Origin of the sequence: Brevundimonas sp. NPDC058933 (assembly GCF_049315965.1) — a bacterium.
Taxonomy (GTDB): Bacteria; Pseudomonadota; Alphaproteobacteria; order Caulobacterales; family Caulobacteraceae; genus Brevundimonas.
In genome coordinates this window covers 433462-451822 of the sequence record NZ_JBMOSL010000002.1, presented here as the reverse complement: position 1 = coordinate 451822, position 18361 = coordinate 433462, and the positions used below count along the sequence as shown (strand labels likewise).

At 67.7% G+C, this 18361-nt stretch carries 13 protein-coding genes and 1 rRNA gene; 12 read left to right on the top strand and 2 right to left on the bottom strand.

Features of this window, described 5'->3' with window-relative positions:
- Positions 1-72, bottom strand: a 16S ribosomal RNA gene (locus tag ACOZBP_RS08120); the annotation flags it as partial.
- Positions 73-1329: 1257 nt separating this feature from the next.
- Between ACOZBP_RS08120 and ACOZBP_RS08115 the strand changes: the two genes are divergently transcribed.
- The 9 genes from ACOZBP_RS08115 (at position 1330) to leuB (ending at position 11561) form a co-directional block, all read left to right on the top strand.
- Positions 1330-3069 carry a dihydroxy-acid dehydratase gene (locus ACOZBP_RS08115; RefSeq protein ID WP_422675897.1) on the top strand — a complete coding sequence of 580 codons (1740 nt, stop codon included), beginning with the start codon at positions 1330-1332 and terminating at the stop codon, positions 3067-3069.
- A 3-nt stretch (positions 3070-3072) separates the two neighbouring features.
- On the top strand, positions 3073-4086 hold the full coding sequence (gene ilvC / locus ACOZBP_RS08110; protein ID WP_422675896.1) for a ketol-acid reductoisomerase: 1014 nt from the start codon (positions 3073-3075) through the stop codon (positions 4084-4086).
- Positions 4087-4117: 31 nt separating this feature from the next.
- Positions 4118-5836 (top strand): acetolactate synthase 2 catalytic subunit, encoded by a 1719-nt coding sequence (gene ilvG / locus ACOZBP_RS08105; protein WP_422675895.1) that lies wholly within the window; start codon positions 4118-4120, stop codon positions 5834-5836.
- A 2-nt stretch (positions 5837-5838) separates the two neighbouring features.
- A complete protein-coding gene (locus tag ACOZBP_RS08100; protein ID WP_422675894.1) occupies positions 5839-6090 on the top strand; it encodes an ACT domain-containing protein in 252 nt (83 codons plus the stop codon).
- 1 nt (position 6091) lies between these two features.
- Positions 6092-7360 carry a 2-isopropylmalate synthase gene (locus tag ACOZBP_RS08095; protein WP_422675893.1) on the top strand — a complete coding sequence of 423 codons (1269 nt, stop codon included), beginning with the start codon at positions 6092-6094 and terminating at the stop codon, positions 7358-7360.
- A complete protein-coding gene (locus tag ACOZBP_RS08090) occupies positions 7344-8318 on the top strand; it encodes a branched-chain amino acid transaminase (protein ID WP_422675892.1) in 975 nt (324 codons plus the stop codon). Before ACOZBP_RS08095 ends, ACOZBP_RS08090 begins: the two co-directional genes overlap by 17 nt.
- Before the next feature lie 147 nt (positions 8319-8465).
- On the top strand, positions 8466-9878 hold the full coding sequence (gene leuC / locus ACOZBP_RS08085) for a 3-isopropylmalate dehydratase large subunit (RefSeq protein ID WP_422675891.1): 1413 nt from the start codon (positions 8466-8468) through the stop codon (positions 9876-9878).
- Complete coding sequence (gene leuD / locus ACOZBP_RS08080; protein WP_422675890.1) at positions 9871-10461, top strand: 3-isopropylmalate dehydratase small subunit; 591 nt, start codon at positions 9871-9873, stop codon at positions 10459-10461. The genes leuC and leuD overlap by 8 nt, the downstream gene beginning before the upstream one ends.
- Positions 10461-11561 carry a 3-isopropylmalate dehydrogenase gene (leuB, locus tag ACOZBP_RS08075; RefSeq protein ID WP_422675889.1) on the top strand — a complete coding sequence of 367 codons (1101 nt, stop codon included), beginning with the start codon at positions 10461-10463 and terminating at the stop codon, positions 11559-11561. The genes leuD and leuB overlap by 1 nt, the downstream gene beginning before the upstream one ends.
- A 65-nt stretch (positions 11562-11626) precedes the next feature.
- Here leuB and ACOZBP_RS08070 read toward each other — a convergent pair whose 3' ends face one another.
- Positions 11627-12232, bottom strand: a complete 606-nt coding sequence (locus tag ACOZBP_RS08070) for a TetR/AcrR family transcriptional regulator (protein ID WP_422675888.1) — start codon at positions 12230-12232, stop codon at positions 11627-11629.
- A 165-nt stretch (positions 12233-12397) separates the two neighbouring features.
- Here ACOZBP_RS08070 and ACOZBP_RS08065 point away from each other — a divergent pair, with 165 nt between their 5' ends.
- The 3 genes from ACOZBP_RS08065 to ACOZBP_RS08055 are packed head-to-tail and all read left to right on the top strand — an operon-like array spanning position 12398 to position 18312.
- Positions 12398-13591 (top strand): efflux RND transporter periplasmic adaptor subunit, encoded by a 1194-nt coding sequence (locus ACOZBP_RS08065; RefSeq protein WP_422675887.1) that lies wholly within the window; start codon positions 12398-12400, stop codon positions 13589-13591.
- Positions 13592-13597: 6 nt separating this feature from the next.
- Positions 13598-16873 carry an efflux RND transporter permease subunit gene (locus ACOZBP_RS08060; protein WP_422675886.1) on the top strand — a complete coding sequence of 1092 codons (3276 nt, stop codon included), beginning with the start codon at positions 13598-13600 and terminating at the stop codon, positions 16871-16873.
- Positions 16873-18312, top strand: a complete 1440-nt coding sequence (locus ACOZBP_RS08055) for an efflux transporter outer membrane subunit (protein WP_422675885.1) — start codon at positions 16873-16875, stop codon at positions 18310-18312. The genes ACOZBP_RS08060 and ACOZBP_RS08055 overlap by 1 nt, the downstream gene beginning before the upstream one ends.
- Positions 18313-18361: the final 49 nt, after the last annotated feature.

Below are 18361 nucleotides of genomic sequence, written 5' to 3'. Positions count from 1 at the left end.
GGTCCGTTCGACTTGCATGTGTTAGGCCTGCCGCCAGCGTTCGCTCTGAGCCAGGATCAAACTCTCAGGTTGAGTTGACCATTGACCTAAGCATCGCGATCCGAAGACCGCTTGGCATTAGTTCTACGTATTTTATTGACGAGATCCCACGTCACCAATCCGAAGATCGGTTACATGGTATGTCTTTTCAAAAAGACCGCAGATTGTCAGTGTCGACTAAACTGTTCCGAAGAACAGTCTCGCTAGGACACCGCCGCCTGCGTTTCTCTTTCCAGATCAACGATTTCAAAGACCCGAACCGATCCAGACCGGCCCACCGTTTAACGCCCGGATGCGGCGGAGGCGGTGTCTACCGCCCCTGATTTTCCGTGTCAACCAGTTCTTTTTAAAGAACTTTCTCAACACTCCCCAAAGCCCGAAGACCCCAGAGGAGGCGGCCTTCTAAGGAAAGCCAAACCCCATGTCAACCGATACAAACCAAACTTCCGCAGTTCAAAAGTCGAAACTTTCAAAGCCGCAAAAATCCACCCGGAAAGCGAAGAAGCGTTCCGCGCAAGCAAATCAGCGATTCGATCGAAGCGCGGAGACTAGTCGGCCCCAGAGGAGAATGCAAGGAGTTTTTCATCCCTGCCTCCAGACCTCGAAAGACGCGCTCTCGAAGCCGGTAAGGCCCGCCCGTCTCCGAGCGAGGGGCGGATATACGGAGGGTCCTCCGGAACGACAAGCCATAAACGACAGAACGATGAACTATCTCGACGAACCCGGACGAGAGCCGGGCAATCCTTCTTGCGGCGGCCGCAGGGACCAAGGTCGACGCCAGTTGCTGAGCGGCCATTCTTGCAGGCGACGGGTTCGACCGCTCGCGCAAACCTACCTCGATGCGACTGAGGGCGAGCCTGACCAAGGATGCCGCTCCACGCATCGGGCGCGGCAAAATCTTGTCGCCGCCAACCACAATGCGCCCATTACGTTGCAGATGGGTGTACAAAGCGCGTCGTTACGCATTTTTATTCCATTTTCTCGGCTTCGCGGGTTGCGTCGCAGCATGGACAAGGTCATAAGAGCGGCCAGTTGAAAGGTTTCCCCTTGCCCCACCGCACCGTCATTGCTGCGATCCAAAGCCCCGCCAAAGCGGCTGCGGACCTGCGCATGCTGTTGCTGGGCGCCCTCCTTCTTCTCGTATCGCTCATTCCGCTTAGCCGAGCGGTGTGGATGCCTGCGACCTGACCTAACCCAGTCAAATCGCCCGCTTCACCCCGCTCCCTCCCGGCAGCGGGGTTTTTCATGTGCCTGACACAGACTCAATAGGTAGAACCTTCCAAAAATCCGATGACCAACTCGTCCGACAGCAAAAAACAACCCAACGCGCGCAGTTCCGCCGTCACCCGGGGCCCGACCCGGGCTGCGGCGCGCTCCTATCTGCGCGCGGCGGGCATGCAGGACGCCGATTTCGACAAGCCGATGATCGCCATCGTCAACACCTGGTCGACGGTCACCCCCTGCAACATGCACCTGGACCGTCTGGCCAGGGACGTGCGCGCCGGGATCATCGGGGCGGGCGGCTATCCCGTCGACTTCAACACCATCGTCGTTACTGACGGCATCTCCATGGGCACCCAGGGGATGAAGGCCTCGCTGATCAGCCGCGAGGTCGTCGCCGACTCCATCGAGTTGGCGGTCGAGGGGCATCAGCTGGACGGCGTCATCTGCATCGTCGGCTGCGACAAGACCATACCGGCGGCGGCCATGGCTCTGGCCCGGATGGATATCCCCGGCCTGGTCTATTACGGCGGCACCATCCTGCCCGGCCGGATCGGCGAGAAGGAGGTCTCGGTCCAGGAGGTGTTCGAGGCCATCGGCGCCCACGGCGCCGGCGCCCTGTCCGACGAAGGCCTGAAGGCGGTCGAGAGCGCGGTCTGTCCCGGCGCCGGCGCCTGCGGCGGGCAGTTCACGGCCAACACCATGGCCATGGCCCTGTCGATCATGGGCATCTCGCCCATGGGCGCCAACGACGTCCCCGCCGTCGATCCCGGCAAGGGCGCGGAAGGCGAACGCTGCGGTCGCCTGATCGTCGAGCGCGTCTTCGCTGGCGACACCGCCCGCAAATACATCACCCGCGCCAGCCTGAAGAACGCCGCCGTCGCGGTCTCGGCCTCGGGCGGATCGACCAACGCCGTCATGCACCTGACCGCCATCGCCGCCGAGGCCGGCGTCGACTTCGGCATCGAGGACTGCCACCAAGCCTGCGTCGAGGCTCCGGTCATCTGCGACCTGAAGCCCGGCGGCCGCTTCCTGGCCTCGCACCTGTTCGCCGCCGGCGGCACGCGTCTGGTCGCCCAACGGCTGGCAGAAGCCGGCAAGATCATCAACGCCCCGACCGTCACCGGCCGCAGCCTGTTCGCCGAGGCCGCCGAGGCCGAGGAGACGCCGGGCCAGCAGGTCGTGACCAGCATGGACGCCCCCGTCATGGCGCGCGGCTCCTACGCCGTCATCTATGGCGACGTGGCCCCTGAGGGCGCGGTCATCAAGCTGACCGGCCACAAGGTCGACCGCTTCGAAGGCCCCGCCGCCGTCTTCGACTGCGAGGAAGACGCCTTCCACGCGGTTCAGGACGGCTCGGTCGGCGAAGGCGACGTCATCATCATCCGCTACGAAGGCCCCAAGGGCGGTCCCGGCATGCGCGAAATGCTGCAGGTCACCGCCGCCCTGAAGGGCCGCAAGATCGAGAACGTCGCCCTGCTGACCGACGGTCGCTTCTCGGGCGCCTCCTACGGCTTCGTCGCCGGCCACGTCTCGCCCGAAGCGGCGGCGGGCGGCCCGATCGCCCTCATTCGCGATGGCGATCCGATCGTCATCGACGTCACCAACCGAAGGATCGACGTGCTCGTCGATCTGGAGGCGCGCCGGGCGGACTTCGCCCCCAACCGGGTCCGTCCGGCGCAAGGCGTTTTCGCGAAATACCGCGCCGCCGTCGCCTCCGCCTCGCAAGGGGCCGTGACCATCCCCAATCCGCCGCCGGCCCAAACGCCTGCGACCTATTCCAACGCCCCCATTTCTGAGGACGCCTGAACCATGGCCATCACCATCTACACCAACGACGACATCAAGCCGGGCGCCATCGCCGGCCAGCGCATCGCCGTCATCGGCTATGGCTCGCAGGGTCGCGCCCACGCCCAGAACCTGAAGGACTCGGGCCATGACGTCATCGTCGGCGTGCGCCAGGGCGGCACGGGCTGGAAGCATGCTGCGGCCGACGGCGTCCCCACCGCCGAGCCGGCCGAGGCCGTTCGCGGCGCCGACATCATCGCCATCCTGACCCCGGACATGATCCAGAACGAGGTCTATCGCGACATCATCGAGCCGAACGCCAAGCCGGGCGCCGCCCTGCTGTTCGCCCACGGCTTCTCGATCATCTACGACCGCATCACCCCGCGCGACGACATGGACGTCATCCTGGTCGCCCCCAAGGGTCCGGGCGATCTGGTCCGTCGCGAGTTCGCGCGTGGTCGGGGCGTGCCCTCGCTGTTCGCCATCGAGAAGGACGCGACGGGCAAGGCGCGCGACCGCGCCATGGGCTACGCCAAGGGCATCGGCGGCGCGACCGGGGGCCTGCTGGAAACCAGCTTCCGCGAGGAGACCGAGACGGATCTGTTCGGCGAACAGGCGGTCCTGTGCGGCGGCGCCAAGGAGCTGGTCATCTCGGGCTTCAACACCCTGGTCGAGGCCGGTTATCAGCCCGAGATCGCCTACTTCGAATGCCTGCATGAGCTGAAGCTGATCGTGGACCTGTTCTACGAGGGCGGCATCTCCAAGATGCACCACTTCATCTCGGAAACGGCCAAGTGGGGCGCCGTCGCCTCGGGCCCGCGCGTCATCAATGACGAGACCCGCGCCCGCATGAAGACGATCCTGACCGAGATTCAGGACGGAACCTTCGCCAGGAACTGGATCGCCGAGAATGAGGCCGGCAAGCCGCAGTACGCCGCCTGGCTGAAGGCCGACGGCGAATCCCAGATCGAACAGACCGGCGCGCGCCTGCGCGAGCGCATGGCCTGGCTGCAGACCGCCAAGTCTGAAGCCGCCTGACCCGCCTGCATATTAAAGAGAGACTGACCCGATGAGCGCCGCCGCGCCCGCCCTGAAAACCGCCTCCGCCCCGGCGACCGTGAACGACACGGCCACCGGCGCGCGCCTGCTCGTCTCCAGCCTGGAGCGGATGGGCGTGGAGGTGGTCTTCGGCTATCCTGGCGGCGCCATCATGCCCATCTATGACGCCCTGACCGGCACGGGCCTGAAGCACATCCTGGTCCGTCACGAACAGGGCGCGGCCTTCGCCGCCGACGCCTATGCCCGCGCCTCGGGCAAGGTCGGGGTCTGCATGGCCACCTCCGGCCCGGGCGCCACCAATCTGATCACCGGAATCGCCAACGCCATGATGGATTCGGTGCCGATGGTCTGCATCACCGGCAACGTCCCGCAGGGCGTCATGGGCACCGACGCCTTTCAGGAGATCGACATCCTGGGCGTCACCCTGCCCATCGTGAAACACTCTATATTGGTGCGCGACGCCTCGGAGATCCCGGCCGCCGTCGAACAGGCCTTCCACATCGCCGCCTCGGGTCGTCCTGGCCCTGTCCTGATCGACCTGCCCAAGGACGTCCAGTTCGCCACCGCCGTCGCCCCGTTCGGCTTCAACCTCCCCAATGAAACGATCCCGCTGAACCACGACGCGATCGCCGAGGCCGAACGCTTCATCCGCGCCGCCGAGCGCCCGCTGATCTACATCGGCGGCGGGGTCAAGATCGCCAAGGCGACCGAGGCCGTCCGCGCCTTCGCCGAGGCCACCGGCATCCCGGCCGTCGCGACCCTGAACGCCCTGGGCACCATCGCCACCGACGCTCCCGGCTATCTGGGGATGCTGGGCATGCACGGCACGCGCGCCGCCAACGAGGCGGTCCAGTCGTCCGACCTGCTGATCGTCCTGGGCGCTCGCTTCGACGACCGCGCCACCGGCAAGCTGGCCGAGTTCGCGCCCCACGCCCGGGTCGTCCATTTCGACATCGACGCCTCCGAGATCGGCAAGCTGCGCGCGACCCATGTCGCGGTCGCCGGCGAGCTGAAGCCGGGAGTCGAGGCCCTGACCGCCCGCATGGCGACCGCGCCTCTGACCATCGACCCCTGGGTCATCCGTTGCGCCTCCGCAGCCGCCCATCACGCCGCCCGCTATGACGCCCCGGGCGAAGGCGTCTATGCGCCCGCCCTGCTGAAGCAGTTGTCCGAGGCCGCCGGCGACCGCTTCGTCGCCGCCTGCGACGTCGGCCAGCACCAGATGTGGGCCGCCCAGCACTGCCGCTTCTCCAGGCCGGAAGCCCACATCACCTCGGGCGGTCTGGGCGCCATGGGCTTCGGCCTGCCCGCCGGCCTGGGCGCCAAGCTGGCCGATCCTTCGGCCACGGTCGTCACCATCGCCGGCGACGGCGGCTTCATGATGAACATCCAGGAGCTGGCGACGCTGAAACGCTACGGCGTCGCGCTGAAGATCGTCCTGCTGGACAATTCCTCGCTGGGCCTGGTGCGTCAGTGGCAGGAGCTGTTCTTCGAGGAGAACTATTCCGAGGTCGATCTGTCCGACAACCCGGACTTCGTGAAGGTGGCCGAGGCCTTCGGCATCGAGGCCTTCCGCATCGACCGTCGCGATCAGGTGGAAGACGGCATCGCTCGCCTGCTGGCCGCCGACGGCCCCTGCCTGGCCCACGTCGTCATCAACCCCAAAGAGAACGTCTGGCCTCTGGTTCCGCCAGGCAAGAGCAACGCTGAAATGATGGAAGGCGCATGACCATGAGCGACACCATTCACATCCAGATCGACCGGGCCGACGGCTCGCTTCAGCGTCTCATCGGCCTGGTGGAACGCCGCGGCTTCCACATCGACGGCATGAGCATGGCGGATGAAGGCCCGTCGCGCCGCATCGCCCTGACCGTGCGCGGCCGCGACGCCGCGCGCTCCATCGACAACCTGGGTTGCCAGATCGACCGCCTGTTCGGCGTCGCCCGCATCGGCGCCCCCGCCTACCAGTCCGAGGCCGCGTAAAATGTCCCGAGTAGAACGAGTATCCAGAACCGCCGAGATTACGGCGTCGGATCCCAACCGCGTCATCATCTTCGACACCACCCTGCGCGACGGCGAACAGGCCCCCGGCTTCTCCATGTCGGCCGAGTCCAAGCTGAAGATGGCCCATGTCCTGCGCGACCTGGGCGTGGACGTAATCGAGGCCGGCTTCGCCGCCGCCTCGCCGGGCGACGAGGAATGCATCCGACGCGTCTGCGGCGAGATCGAGGGTCCCGTCTTCGCCTCGCTGTCGCGCGCCAACGAGAAGGACATCGACGCCTCGTTCCGGGGTCTGTCGCCTGCGCCGAAATCGCATCGCCGCTGCCACGTCTTCCTCGCCACCAGCCCGATCCATCGCTCGGCCAAGCTGCGGATGAGCACGAACGAGGTGCTGGCCACCATCTCGCGTACGGTGGAATACGCCGCCTCGATGTTCGACGACGTCGAGTTCTCGGCCGAGGACGCTTTCCGCACCGAGCCCGAGTTTCTGGCCGAAGCCCTGATGGCCGCCGCCGACGCGGGCGCCCAGACGCTGAACGTGCCCGACACCGTCGGCTACGCCACGCCCGAAGAAGTGCGCGCGCGCTTCGCCTGGCTGGACGGGATCATCCGCCCGCGTCACGCGGACGTGATCTTCTCGTCGCACGCTCACAACGACCTGGGTCTGGCCGTCGCCAACTCCCTGGCCGCCGTCGAGGGCGGCGCGCGTCAGATCGAGGGCGCGATCAACGGCATCGGCGAACGGGCCGGCAACGCCTCGATCGAAGAGACCATCATGGCCCTGCGCACCCGCGCGGACCGCTATGGCGTGACCGTCGGCGCCGAGAGCCGTCATCTGGTGCGCGCGTCGGAAACCCTGCGCGAGGTGACCGAGACGGTCATCGCCCGCAACAAGGCCATCGTCGGCCTGAACGCCTTCGCCCACGAGGCCGGGATCCACCAGCACGGCATGATGGCCGACGCCCGCACCTACGAGATCATGCGTCCCGAGGACGTCGGTTTCGAGGGCAGCTACTTCGTGCTGGGCAAGCATTCCGGCCGCCACGCGGTCGGCAAGCGGGCTGAGGCCCTGGGTCATGTGCTGGAAGGCCAGCGCCTGGCCGACGTCTTCGCCGGCTTCAAACATCGCGCCGACCAGATCGGCGAAATCAATGACGCGGAGCTGACCGCCATCATCGCGGCTGTGACAGCCCAGACCGTGGCCGACGGCGCCTCCGCATACATGGACAAGACCTATGCAGCCGCTGGCTAAGAATATCTGGATCAACGGCGACCTGACGCCCTGGGCCGACGCCAGGATCCACGTCATGAGCCACGCCCTGCACTACGGCACCTCGGTGTTCGAAGGCATCCGCGTCTATGACACCCCGAACGGCCCGTGCGGCTTCCGTCTGACCGACCACATCCGCCGCCTGTTCGACAGCGCGCGCATCTATCACTTCCCCCTGCCCTTCACCGAGGACGAGCTGGTCCAGGCCTGCAAGGACGTGGTCCGTTCCGAGGGCCTGCGTTCGGCCTATCTTCGGCCCCTGGCCTTCCTGGGCGAGTGCGGCATGGGCGTGTCCCCCTCGCCTGAGACCATCCGCACCGACGTCATGATCTCGGCCTTCCCCTGGGGCGCCTATCTGGGCGAGGAAGCCCTGGAGAAGGGGGTCGACGCCTGTATCTCCAGCTGGAACCGCGTCGCGCCGAACACCATCCCGGCCGGGGCCAAGGCCGGCGGCAACTACCTGTCCGGTTATCTGATCGGCCGCGAAGCCCGTGTGCGCGGCTTCGGCGAAGGCATCGCCCTAGGCGCCGACGGCCTGCTGTCCGAAGGGGCCGGCGAGAACCTGTTCGTGATCAAGGACGGCGTGCTGATGACCCCGCCCGCCGCCGCCTCCATCCTGCAAGGCATCACTCGCGACAGCGTCATGAAACTGGCGCGCGGCCTAGGCTATGAGGCTAGAGAGCAGATCCTGCCGCGCGAGACCCTCTATGTCGCCGACGAGGTCTTCATGACTGGCACCGCCGCCGAAATCACCCCCGTCCGCTCCATCGACGGCATCCCCACCCGCGCCAACGGTCCCGGCCCGATCACCAAGGCGGTCAACAAGGCCTTCCGCGGCCTGTTCGACGGCACCACCCCCGACCGCTTCGGCTGGCTGGAGCCCATCGGCGAGGCTTCCTCCGCCGCCTCTCCCAAGGAGCGCGTGCATGAGCTGGCATGATCAATCCTCCCCTGTCGCCTCGCGACGGGGGAGGGGGACCGCCGCAGGCGGTGGAGGGGGCGAGCCCCGTCCGTCGCGCTCGGCCTTCGCCCCCACCACCATGCTGCGCATGGTCCCCCTCCCCCGCTTCGCAGGGGAGGATGGCCGATGAGCGCCCGCACCCTGTACGAAAAGGTCTGGGACCGGCACGTCGTCGTGCCGGAAACGGCCGAGACGCCGGGGGTGATGTATGTAGATCTGCATCTGGTCCACGAAGTCACCTCGCCCCAAGCCTTCTCCGAAATCGAGGCGCGCGGCCTGAAAGTCCGCCGCCCCGACCGCACCTTCGCCACCCTGGACCACTCGACCCCGACCCTGCCCGCCGGCGCGGACGGCCAGCGCCCCTACTTCACCGCCGCCGCCAGGAACCAGGTCGAGACGCTGGAGGCCAACTGCGCCCGTCACGGCGTCGAACTGGCCGGTTGGGACTCGGATCAGCGCGGCGTGGTTCACGTCATGGGGCCTGAGCTGGGCCTGACCCAGCCGGGCATGACCGTGGTCTGCGGCGACAGCCATACCGCCACCCACGGCGCCTTCGGAGCCCTGGCGTTCGGCATCGGCACGTCGGAGGTCGGCCACGTCCTGGCCACCCAGTGCCTGTTGCAGCGCCGCGCCAAGGCCATGCGCGTGACGGTCGACGGGGCCTTGCGTCCCGGCGTCTCGGGCAAGGACATGGCCCTGGCCGTCATCGCCGCCATCGGCTTCGGCGGCGGCACCGGCTACGTCATAGAATACGCCGGCGAAGCCGTGCGCGCCCTGGACATGGAAGGGCGCATGACCCTGTGCAACATGTCCATCGAGGCGGGCGCGCGGGCCGGCATGATCGCCCCCGACCAGACCACTATCGACTGGCTGCGCGGCCGTCGTCACGTCCCCGCCGACTTCGAGGCCGCCGCCGCCGACTGGCTGACTTTGGCCTCCGATCCCGGCGCGACCTTCGATCAGGAGGTAAGGCTGGACGGCGCCGCCATCCGTCCCATGGCCACCTGGGGCACCACCCCCGACGCCGGCGCCCCCGTCGGCGCCCCGGCGCCCCAGCCGCGCTCGGCGTCTGACCAGAAGGCCCTGGACTACATGGGCTTCACCGCCGGCGAGGCGACGACCGGCCACAAGGTCGACGTGGTCTTCATCGGCAGTTGCACCAACGGACGCCTGCCCGACCTGCGCGCCGCCGCCGACATCCTGCGCGGCCGCAAGGTCCAGCCGGGCGTTCGCATGCTGGTCGTCCCCGGCTCCGAGGCCGTGCGTCGCGACGCTGAAGACGAAGGCCTGGATAAGGTCTTCATCGCCGCCGGCGCCGAATGGCGCATCCCCGGCTGCTCCATGTGCATCGCCATGAATGGCGATTTCGTCGCCCCCGGCCAGTTGGCGGTCTCGACCTCCAACCGCAATTTCGAAGGCCGTCAGGGCAAGGGCGCTCGCACCATCCTGGCCAGCCCCGCCACCGCTGCGGCCAGCGCCGTGACCGGCGTTCTGACCGACCCGCGTGCTTTCCTGTCGGAGGCCGCCGCTCATGTCTGAACCATTCAAAACCCTGACGTCGAAGACCCTGACCCTGAGCCAGGCCAATATCGACACCGACCAGATCATCCCGGCCCGCTTCCTGACCACCACGTCGCGCGAGGGTCTGGGCGCCCACGCCTTCCACGACTGGCGCTATGAGGCGGACGGGTCGCCCAAGCCCGAGGCGGTGCTGAACCGCATCGATCCGACCGAGCAGCGCATCCTGCTGGCCGGTCCCAATTTCGCCTGCGGCTCGTCGCGCGAGCACGCCCCCTGGGCCCTTCTGGACTATGGCTTCCGGGCGGTGATCTCGACCGAGATCGCCGACATCTTCACCTCCAATGCCCTGAAGAACGGCTTCCTGCCCATCGTCGTCGATCAGGCGACCTGGGACGATCTGGCCGCCCACCCGGAACAGGCCGTCACCATCGACCTGGAAGCCGGCGAGATCCGTCGCGGCAATGTCGCCCCCGTCCCGTTCAAGGTCGAGGCCTTCGCCCGCCAGTGCCTGCTCGACGGCGTCGATACGCTCGGCTGGCTGCAAGCCAGACTGCCCTACATCCAGACCTACGAACGCTTCCGTGAACCGGAGACCATCTGATGCCCCACACTCGCACGTTCAACATCGTGGTCCTGCCCGGCGACGGCGTCGGCCCGGAGGTCGCTCTGGCCGCCGAGCGCGTCCTGACCTGCATCGGCGACATCTACGGCCATCGCTTCGAGTTCGCCGAGCACCTGATCGGCGGCGCCGCCATCGACGCGACCGGCGAAGCCCTGCCCGAGGAAACGAAAACCGCTTGCCTGGCCTCCGACGCCGTCCTGCTGGGCGCGGTCGGCGGACCCAAATGGGACGGCGCGCCCGTCCGCCCCGAACAGGGTCTGCTGGCCATCCGCAAGGCCATGGGCCTGTACGCCAACCTGCGGCCCCTGCAGGTCTCGCCGGTCCTGGCCCACCTGTCGCCGCTGAAGAAGGAGATCGTCGAGGGCGTCGATCTGATCGTCTTCCGCGAGCTGACCAGCGGCGTCTATTTCGGCGAGAAGACCCGCACCGAAACCAGCGCCTCGGACCTGTGCGTCTATACGGTCGAGGAGATCGAACGCGTCGCCCGCGCCGCCTTCCAGGCCGCCGGCCAGCGTCGCGGCAAGGTCACCTCGGTCGACAAGGCCAATGTCATGGAGACCAGCCGCCTGTGGCGCGAGGTCGTGACCCGCATCCACGCCGAGGAATATCCGCAGATCACCCTGGAGCACGCCCTGGTCGACTCCATGGCCATGCACCTGATCAGGAAGCCGCGCGAATACGACGTCATCCTGACCGAGAACATGTTCGGCGACATCCTGTCGGACGAGATCTCGGTGCTGGGCGGGTCCATCGGCCTGCTGCCCTCGGCCTCACTGGGCAGCAGCGGCCCCGGCCTGTTCGAGCCGATCCACGGCTCGGCCCCCGACATCGCCGGCAAGGACCTGGCCAACCCCATCGGCATGGTCCTGTCGGCGGCCATGATGCTGCGTCACAGCTTCGAACTGGAAGACGAGGCGGATTCGATCGAGGCCGCCGTCGCCGCCGTCCAGGCCTCCGGCGCCGTCACCGCCGATCTGGGCGGGGCTCTGGGCACGGCGGAGGCCACGCGCGCCATCGTCGACGCCATCCGCGCCATCCACTGGGCCGCCGCCCGCCACGTGCCTATGCACTGGGCCTAGGCTCCAGCGCCCGCGCATGGATATAAAATAGAAAGGGCGGGCCTCGCGGTCCGCCCTTTTTGCAATCAGCTGTCGATCAGGCCCTGTAGCGCCCCGGCCATGCGCCGCGCCAACTCCGCCTTCTGCACCTCATCCAGCGAAGAATAGCCGTCCGACAGCTCGCGTCCGATCGCCATGCCCATGATCAGGCCCGCCGCCAGACGCGCCCGCACGGGGGCGTCCGCACCGCCGATCCAGGCCGCCAACGGGTCAAAGAAGCGATTGTTGGAGGTGCGCTGCATCACGTCCATCGCCTTGGCCGAGCCGACCGAGCGCAACAGGATCAGCAGACCGCGCATCTTGGCGCCGGCTCCCTCGTTCTGGCCGTCGTCCTGACACGGCATGACCTCGCCATAGATGATTTCGCGGGCCAGACGCTCGCCGAAATCCTCGCGCGCGCCGTCCATCAGGTCCCGGCCGTTCTTGCAACTGTCCAGAACGGCGACGAACAGGTCTTCCTTTGAGCCGAAGTAGCGACTGATCAGGGCCGCATCCACGCCGACGTCGCGCGCCACGTCGCGCATGCCGACATCGTCATAACTGTCCGAGCAGAACCGCTCCCGCGCCGCCTCCAGAATGGCCTGGCGGGTCGCGTTGGCGTTACGCGGTCGGGGGGCGTCGCAAAGGACCAAAGGGTCACACTCCTATAAACCTTAAACCCTATATGGCTTTGTCATCAGGCGTTGACAAGCGGAACCGCGATCATCATTAAGTCACCGAACGTTGACTGGTGCGTCCTCCCCCGAAGAGCGCCGGTCTGTTAATGTATGAAATCCCTCCCACAGGAGAATGCGCCGATGCGCACGGTTAAGATCGCGGTCGCGTCCGTTCTGATGACGGCCGCCCTCTACGGCTGTTCCAAGGGAGGCGAAGCCCCCGCCCCCCAGGCCCCTCCTGTGACGGTGGCCACGCCGCTGGCCCGCCAGGTCGTGGACTGGGATGAAGTTACGGGCCGCTTCGAAGCCACCCGTTCGGTCGACGTGCGTGCGCGTGTCGGCGGCTACATCCAGGCGGTCCACTTCAAGGACGGCGACTTCGTGCGTCAGGGCCAGCTGCTCTTCACGCTGGACGCCCGACCGGCCCAGGCCGCGCTCGGCACCGCCCAGGCCCAACTGGCCCAGGCCCAGGCCCAGCTGACCCTGGCCCGCACCGAGTTCACACGCTCTGAAGGCCTGCTGGCCTCGCAAGCCGTGTCCCAGGCCGAGGTCGACGCCAAGCGCGGCGCCGTGGCCCAGGCCCAGGCCGCAGTCTCGGCCGCCAACGCCGCCATTCGCGCCCGCCAGCTGGACGTCGAGTTCACCCGGGTCACGGCCCCGATCGCGGGTCGCGTGTCCGACCGTCGCGTCGATCCGGGCAACCTGGTGGGCGGCGGGTCCTCGGCCGGCGACGTGCTGACGACCATCGTCTCGTCCTCGCCGATCTACTTCGTCTTCGACGGCTCCGAAGCCCTGGCGCTGAAGTATCAGCGCGACGCCCGCACCGGCGGCGCAGCCCCCATCCGCATCCGCCTGCAGGATGAGACCGGCTACGACCGCGTCGGCACGCTGGACTTCACCGATAACGCGATCGACGCCGCCTCGGGCACCATTCGTCTGCGGGCCGTGGTGCAGAACGGCGACGGCTTCCTGAAGCCCGGCATGTTCGGTCAGGCCCAGCTGGCTGGCGCCGGCGCCTATCAGGCCCTGCTTGTCCCTGACGCCGCCATCGCCACCGACGCCGCCCGTCGGGTGGTCATCGTGGTCAAGCCCGACGGCACGACCGAGCCCCGCGCGGTTCAGACCGGACCTCTGGTCGACGGCCTGCGCGTCATCCGTTCCGGCCTGAAGCCGACCGATCGCGTCATCATCGCCGGCGGTCAACGCATCCAGATGCCGGGCATGAAGGTCGCGCCCAAGAATGGCACCATCGCTCCGGGCGCGCCCCAGGCGGGCAGCGCCCCGGTCACCCAGGCGGCGCCGGCTTCCAGCGCCTCCTTCGCCAACGCTGGCTGATCTTAAATGAATATCTCCCGCTTCTTCATCGACCGCCCCATCTTCGCGGGCGTGATATCGGTGTTCATCACCCTGATCGGCCTGTTCGCCTATCCGCTGCTGCCTCTTTCGCAGTATCCGGAGATCGCGCCCCCGACGATCACCATCAACGCGGCCTACCCCGGCGCCTCGGCCGAGACCCTGGCCGAAACCGTGGCGGCCCCCATCGAGCAAGAGGTCAACGGCGTCGAGAAGATGCTGTACCTCACGTCCTCGTCCACCTCGGACGGGGCCGTGGCCATCACCGTCACCTTCCAGCCCGGAACGGATCTCGATTCCGCGCAGGTGCTGGTGCAGAACCGCGTCGCCCTGGCCGAGCCCAAGCTTCCCGAGCAGGTCCGCCAGATCGGCGTGACGGTCAACAAGGCCGAAAGCGGCTTCCTGATGATCGTCGGCCTGACCTCGCCCGACGGCAGCCTCGATAACGACTACGTCGGCAACTTCGCCAACTCGACGCTGCGCGACCGCCTGTTGCGGATCGACGGCGTGGGCCAGGTGCAGGTGTTCGGCGGCGGCAACTATTCGATGCGCATCTGGATCGACCCGGCCAAGGCGGCCGAGCGCGGCCTGACCGGCTCGGACATCGTCGGCGCCCTGCGCGCCCAGAACGTCCAGGCCGCCGCCGGCGCCATCGGCCAGCCTCCCTTCGCCACCAACGCCGCCGCCTTCCAGCTGCCGGTCCAGGTGCAGGGCCGACTGTCCGACCCGGATCAGTTCGCCGACGTCGTCATCAAGTCCGATGCTCAAGGCCGCGTGACCCGCGTCCGTGACGTCGCCCGCGTCGAACTGGGTGCCCAGGACTATGGCATCCGCGGCTTCTTCGACGGAGAGCGTGGCGTCGGCGTCGCCGTCGTCCAGCAGCCGGGCGCCAACGCGCTGGGCACCGCCAACCGCGTCCTGGCCGAGGTCGAGGCCCTGAAGGCCGAACTGCCTGCGGGCATGGCCGTCTCCATTCCCTACAACCCGACGGAATTCGTCGCCGCCTCGGTCGAAGCGGTGCAGCACACCCTGCTGGAAGCCGTCGTGCTCGTGGTCATCGTGGTCATGGTCTTCCTGCAGACCTGGCGCGCCGCCATCATTCCCATCGTCGCCATCCCCGTCGCCCTGGTCGGCACCTTCGCGGTGCAGCTGGCTCTGGGCTACTCGATCAACTCCCTGTCGCTGTTCGCCCTGGTCCTCGCCGTCGGCATCGTCGTCGATGACGCCATCGTCGTGGTCGAGAACGTCGAGCGATACCTGCGACAAGGCCTCACGCCCAAGGAGGCGGCCTATCGCTCGATGCAGGAGGTTTCGGGCGCCCTGATCGCCATCGGCCTGGTGCTGACCGCGGTGTTCGTCCCGACCGCCTTCGTCCCCGGCATCCCCGGCATCTTCTACCGCCAGTTCGCCGTCACCATCGCTTCGGCGGCGCTGATATCGCTGCTGGTGTCGCTGACCCTGTCTCCGGCCATGGCGGCCCTGCTGCTCAAGCCGCACGTCGACCACGCCAATGTCCGCAAACCCGGCCTGTGGGGCGCGATCGTCTATTATGTCCGTTGGGCCGGCGACAAGTTCAACCAGGGCTTCGACTGGCTGTCGGACAAGTACGGCCGCCTCACCGCCCGCCTGGTGCGTTCGCTGATGGTCGTCCTGATCATCTATGCGGGTCTGCTGGCCATTACCGGCTGGCGTCTGATGGACACGCCCTCGGGCTTCATTCCGGAACAGGATCAGGGCTTCCTGATCGGCGTCATCCAGCTTCCGGCCGGCGCCTCGCTGGACCGCACCGAAGCGGTGATGAAGCGCGCCAATGAGATCATCCAGAAGACCGAGGGTGTCGACGGCACCGTGGCCTTCGCCGGTCTCGACGGCTCCAGCTTCTCGTTCGGTTCGAACGCCGCGACCATCTTCGTGCGCCTCGACGCCTTCGAGAACCGCACCAAGGAACAGGCGGCCACGGCCCTGGCCGGCGCCATCACCGGCGCCACCGGCGGCATCGAGGAAGCCAACATCTTCGTCATCGCCCCCCCGGCCGTTCAGGGCCTGGGCAACGGCAACGGCTTCAAGATGATGATCCAGGACCGTTCCGGCGCGGGCTACCGCGCGCTGGAAGGCGCCACCTTCGCCATGATGGGCGGGGCCGCGCAGATGCCGGACCAGGTGCAGCAGGTCTTCTCGACCTACAACACCGGTTCGCCCCGCATCGCCGCCGACGTCGACCGCAACAAGGCCCTGATGATGGGCGTCCAGCCCTCGGCCGTGTTCGACACTCTCGGCGTCTATCTGGGTTCGTCCTACATCAACGACTTCAACCTGCTGGGTCGCACCTTCCGCGTCACGGCCCAGGCTGAACCCTCGTCGCGGGACGACATCGCCGACATCGCCAACCTGAAGACCCGCTCCGCCACCGGCGCCATGGTGCCGATCGGCGCCGTCGCCAACCTGCGTGAGGACTCCGGTCCGGCCCGCGTCGTTCGCTACAACCTGTTCCCGGCTTCCGAGCTTCAGGGGCAGGCCGCACCGGGCGTCTCGTCCGGCCAGGGGCTGGCGACGATGGAGCAACTGGCCTCTCAAGCCCTGCCGCAAGGCTTCAGCTTCGAGTGGACCGAACTGGCCCTGCAGGAGAAGCAGGCGTCGGGCGGAGCCTCCATGATCTTCGTCATGGCCGTGGTCTTCGTCTTCCTGGTGCTGGCGGCGCAGTATGAGGCCTTCACCCTGCCGCTCGCGGTGGTGCTGATCGTCCCCATGTGTCTGCTGGCGGCCATGATCGGGGTGAACATCCGTGGTCTGGACAACAACATCCTGGTCCAGATCGGACTCGTCGTCCTGATCGCGCTTGCGGCCAAGAACGCCATCCTGATCGTCGAATTCGCCAAGCAGGCGGAAGAGGAAGAGGGCATGGACCGCTTCGAAGCGGCTGTTTACGCCGCCAAGGTGCGCCTGCGTCCGATCCTGATGACGTCCTTCGCCTTCATCTTCGGCGTGGTGCCGCTGATGCTGGCGACCGGCCCCGGCGCCGAAATGCGCCAGTCGCTGGGCACGTCGGTCTTCTCCGGCATGCTGGGCGTGACCTTCTTCGGTCTGATCTTCACCCCGGTCTTCTACGTCATGATGCGCTGGGTCTCGGGCAAGCTGCCCAAGGCGCCCGAAAAGCCGCGCGATCTGCCGACCACCTACGGCGCGCCGGCTCATGATCCGTACGACCCCACTGACCCCGCGCCGACGGCCCCCACCACGGCCAACCCGCGCCTGGGAGACGCCTGATGAACCGTAAAGCCCTTCCCTTCCTGACCGCCTCCGGCGCCGCGCTTCTTCTCGCGGCCTGCGCGGTCGGGCCGAAGGCGCCCGACGCCGCCCTTCCCCCTCAGGCGTCGGGCGCCTTCATCGGCTCGCAGTCCGCTTCGGTTTCGACCGAAGCGGCCCGCGGCGACTGGTGGCGGCTCTATAACGACGCCACGCTCGACGGTCTGATCCAGCAGGCGCTGACCGAGAACAACGAGCTGGAGGCGGCCGCCGCCAACCTGCGCGCCGTGCGGGCCTCGCTGTCCGAGGCGCGCGCCGGCCGTCTGCCCACGACCAACGCCAACGCCGCCTTCAACCGCAGCCGCGCGTCGACGGTCACCGCACCGACCGCCAACGGCGCCACGCTGGACGATGTCGACACCTACAGCGTCGGCCTGGACGTCTCCTATGAGGTCGACCTTTTCGGCCGGGTGGAATCCTCGATCCGCGCCGCCCGCGCTGACGCCGCCGCCGCCGCCGAAGCGCTGGAGGTGGTGCGCATCACCGTCGCCGCCGAAACCGCCCGGGCCTATGCCGACACCTGCTCGGCCAACGCCCAGATCGCCGTGGCCGAACGCACCATCGAACTGCAGGGCCGCACGCTGGACCTGACCCGCCGACTGCTGGACGCCGGCGGCGGCAATGGCCTGGACGTTGCGGGCGCCGCCTCGACCCTCGAGGCCACGCGGGCGACCCTTCCGCCCCTGCGCGCCCAGCGCGACGGGGCCCTGTTCCGCCTCGCCACCCTTACCGGCCGCACGCCGGCCGAGGCCAGCGAAGCGGCGCGCGGTTGCCAGGCTCCGCCCCAACTGTCGCAGCCCATCCCGATCGGCGACGGCGCGGCCCTGCTGGCGCGTCGCCCCGACGTGCGTCAGGCCGAGGCCCGCCTGGCCGCCGCCGCGGCCCGCGTCAACGTGGCCACCGCCAGCCTCTATCCCAGCATCAGCCTGGGGGGCTCGCTCGGCTCGACCGCGCTGGACTCTTCGGATCTGGGCGACGACGCCAACTTCCGCTTCAGCGTCGGTCCGCTGATCAGCTGGAACTTCCCCAACATCGCGGTGGCCCGCGCCCGCATCAGGCAGGCGGGGGCCCAGACCGACGCCGCCCTGGCCACGTTCGATCAGACCGTGCTTGTGGCCTTGCAGGAAACCGAGACCGCCCTCAGCGCCTACGCCAACGAACTGGATCGACGCTCGGCCCTGCTCAATGCCCGTGACCAGGCGGCGACGGCGGTGCGTCTGTCCCGTCTTCGCTTCGAGGCCGGCGCCGACAACTTCCTCACCCTGCTGGTGTCGGAGCGCGCCCTGGCCGCCGCCGACGCCGCGCTTGCCGCTTCGGAAGCCCAGGTCGTCACCAACCAGATCGCTCTGTTCAAAGCCCTGGCCGGCGGCTGGGATCAGGCCCCCGATCCGGAAGTCTGATCCTCGGATCATCGCTAGAAATGCAAACGCCCGGCAGGTTCGACCCCGC

Bases quoted from the DNA above. Each gene is read 5' to 3' on its own strand.
- ACOZBP_RS08060 (WP_422675886.1), top strand. From the start codon at position 13,598: ATGAATATCTCCCGCTTCTTCATCGACCGCCCCATCTTCGCGGGCGTG.
- ACOZBP_RS08115 (WP_422675897.1), top strand. From the start codon at position 1,330: ATGACCAACTCGTCCGACAGCAAAAAACAACCCAACGCGCGCAGTTCC.
- leuC (WP_422675891.1), top strand. From the start codon at position 8,466: ATGAGCGCCCGCACCCTGTACGAAAAGGTCTGGGACCGGCACGTCGTC.
- ACOZBP_RS08100 (WP_422675894.1), top strand. From the start codon at position 5,839: ATGAGCGACACCATTCACATCCAGATCGACCGGGCCGACGGCTCGCTT.
- ACOZBP_RS08055 (WP_422675885.1), top strand. From the start codon at position 16,873: ATGAACCGTAAAGCCCTTCCCTTCCTGACCGCCTCCGGCGCCGCGCTT.
- ACOZBP_RS08090 (WP_422675892.1), top strand. From the start codon at position 7,344: ATGCAGCCGCTGGCTAAGAATATCTGGATCAACGGCGACCTGACGCCC.
- ilvC (WP_422675896.1), top strand. From the start codon at position 3,073: ATGGCCATCACCATCTACACCAACGACGACATCAAGCCGGGCGCCATC.
- ACOZBP_RS08095 (WP_422675893.1), top strand. From the start codon at position 6,092: ATGTCCCGAGTAGAACGAGTATCCAGAACCGCCGAGATTACGGCGTCG.
- ACOZBP_RS08065 (WP_422675887.1), top strand. From the start codon at position 12,398: ATGCGCACGGTTAAGATCGCGGTCGCGTCCGTTCTGATGACGGCCGCC.
- leuD (WP_422675890.1), top strand. From the start codon at position 9,871: ATGTCTGAACCATTCAAAACCCTGACGTCGAAGACCCTGACCCTGAGC.
- leuB (WP_422675889.1), top strand. From the start codon at position 10,461: ATGCCCCACACTCGCACGTTCAACATCGTGGTCCTGCCCGGCGACGGC.
- ilvG (WP_422675895.1), top strand. From the start codon at position 4,118: ATGAGCGCCGCCGCGCCCGCCCTGAAAACCGCCTCCGCCCCGGCGACC.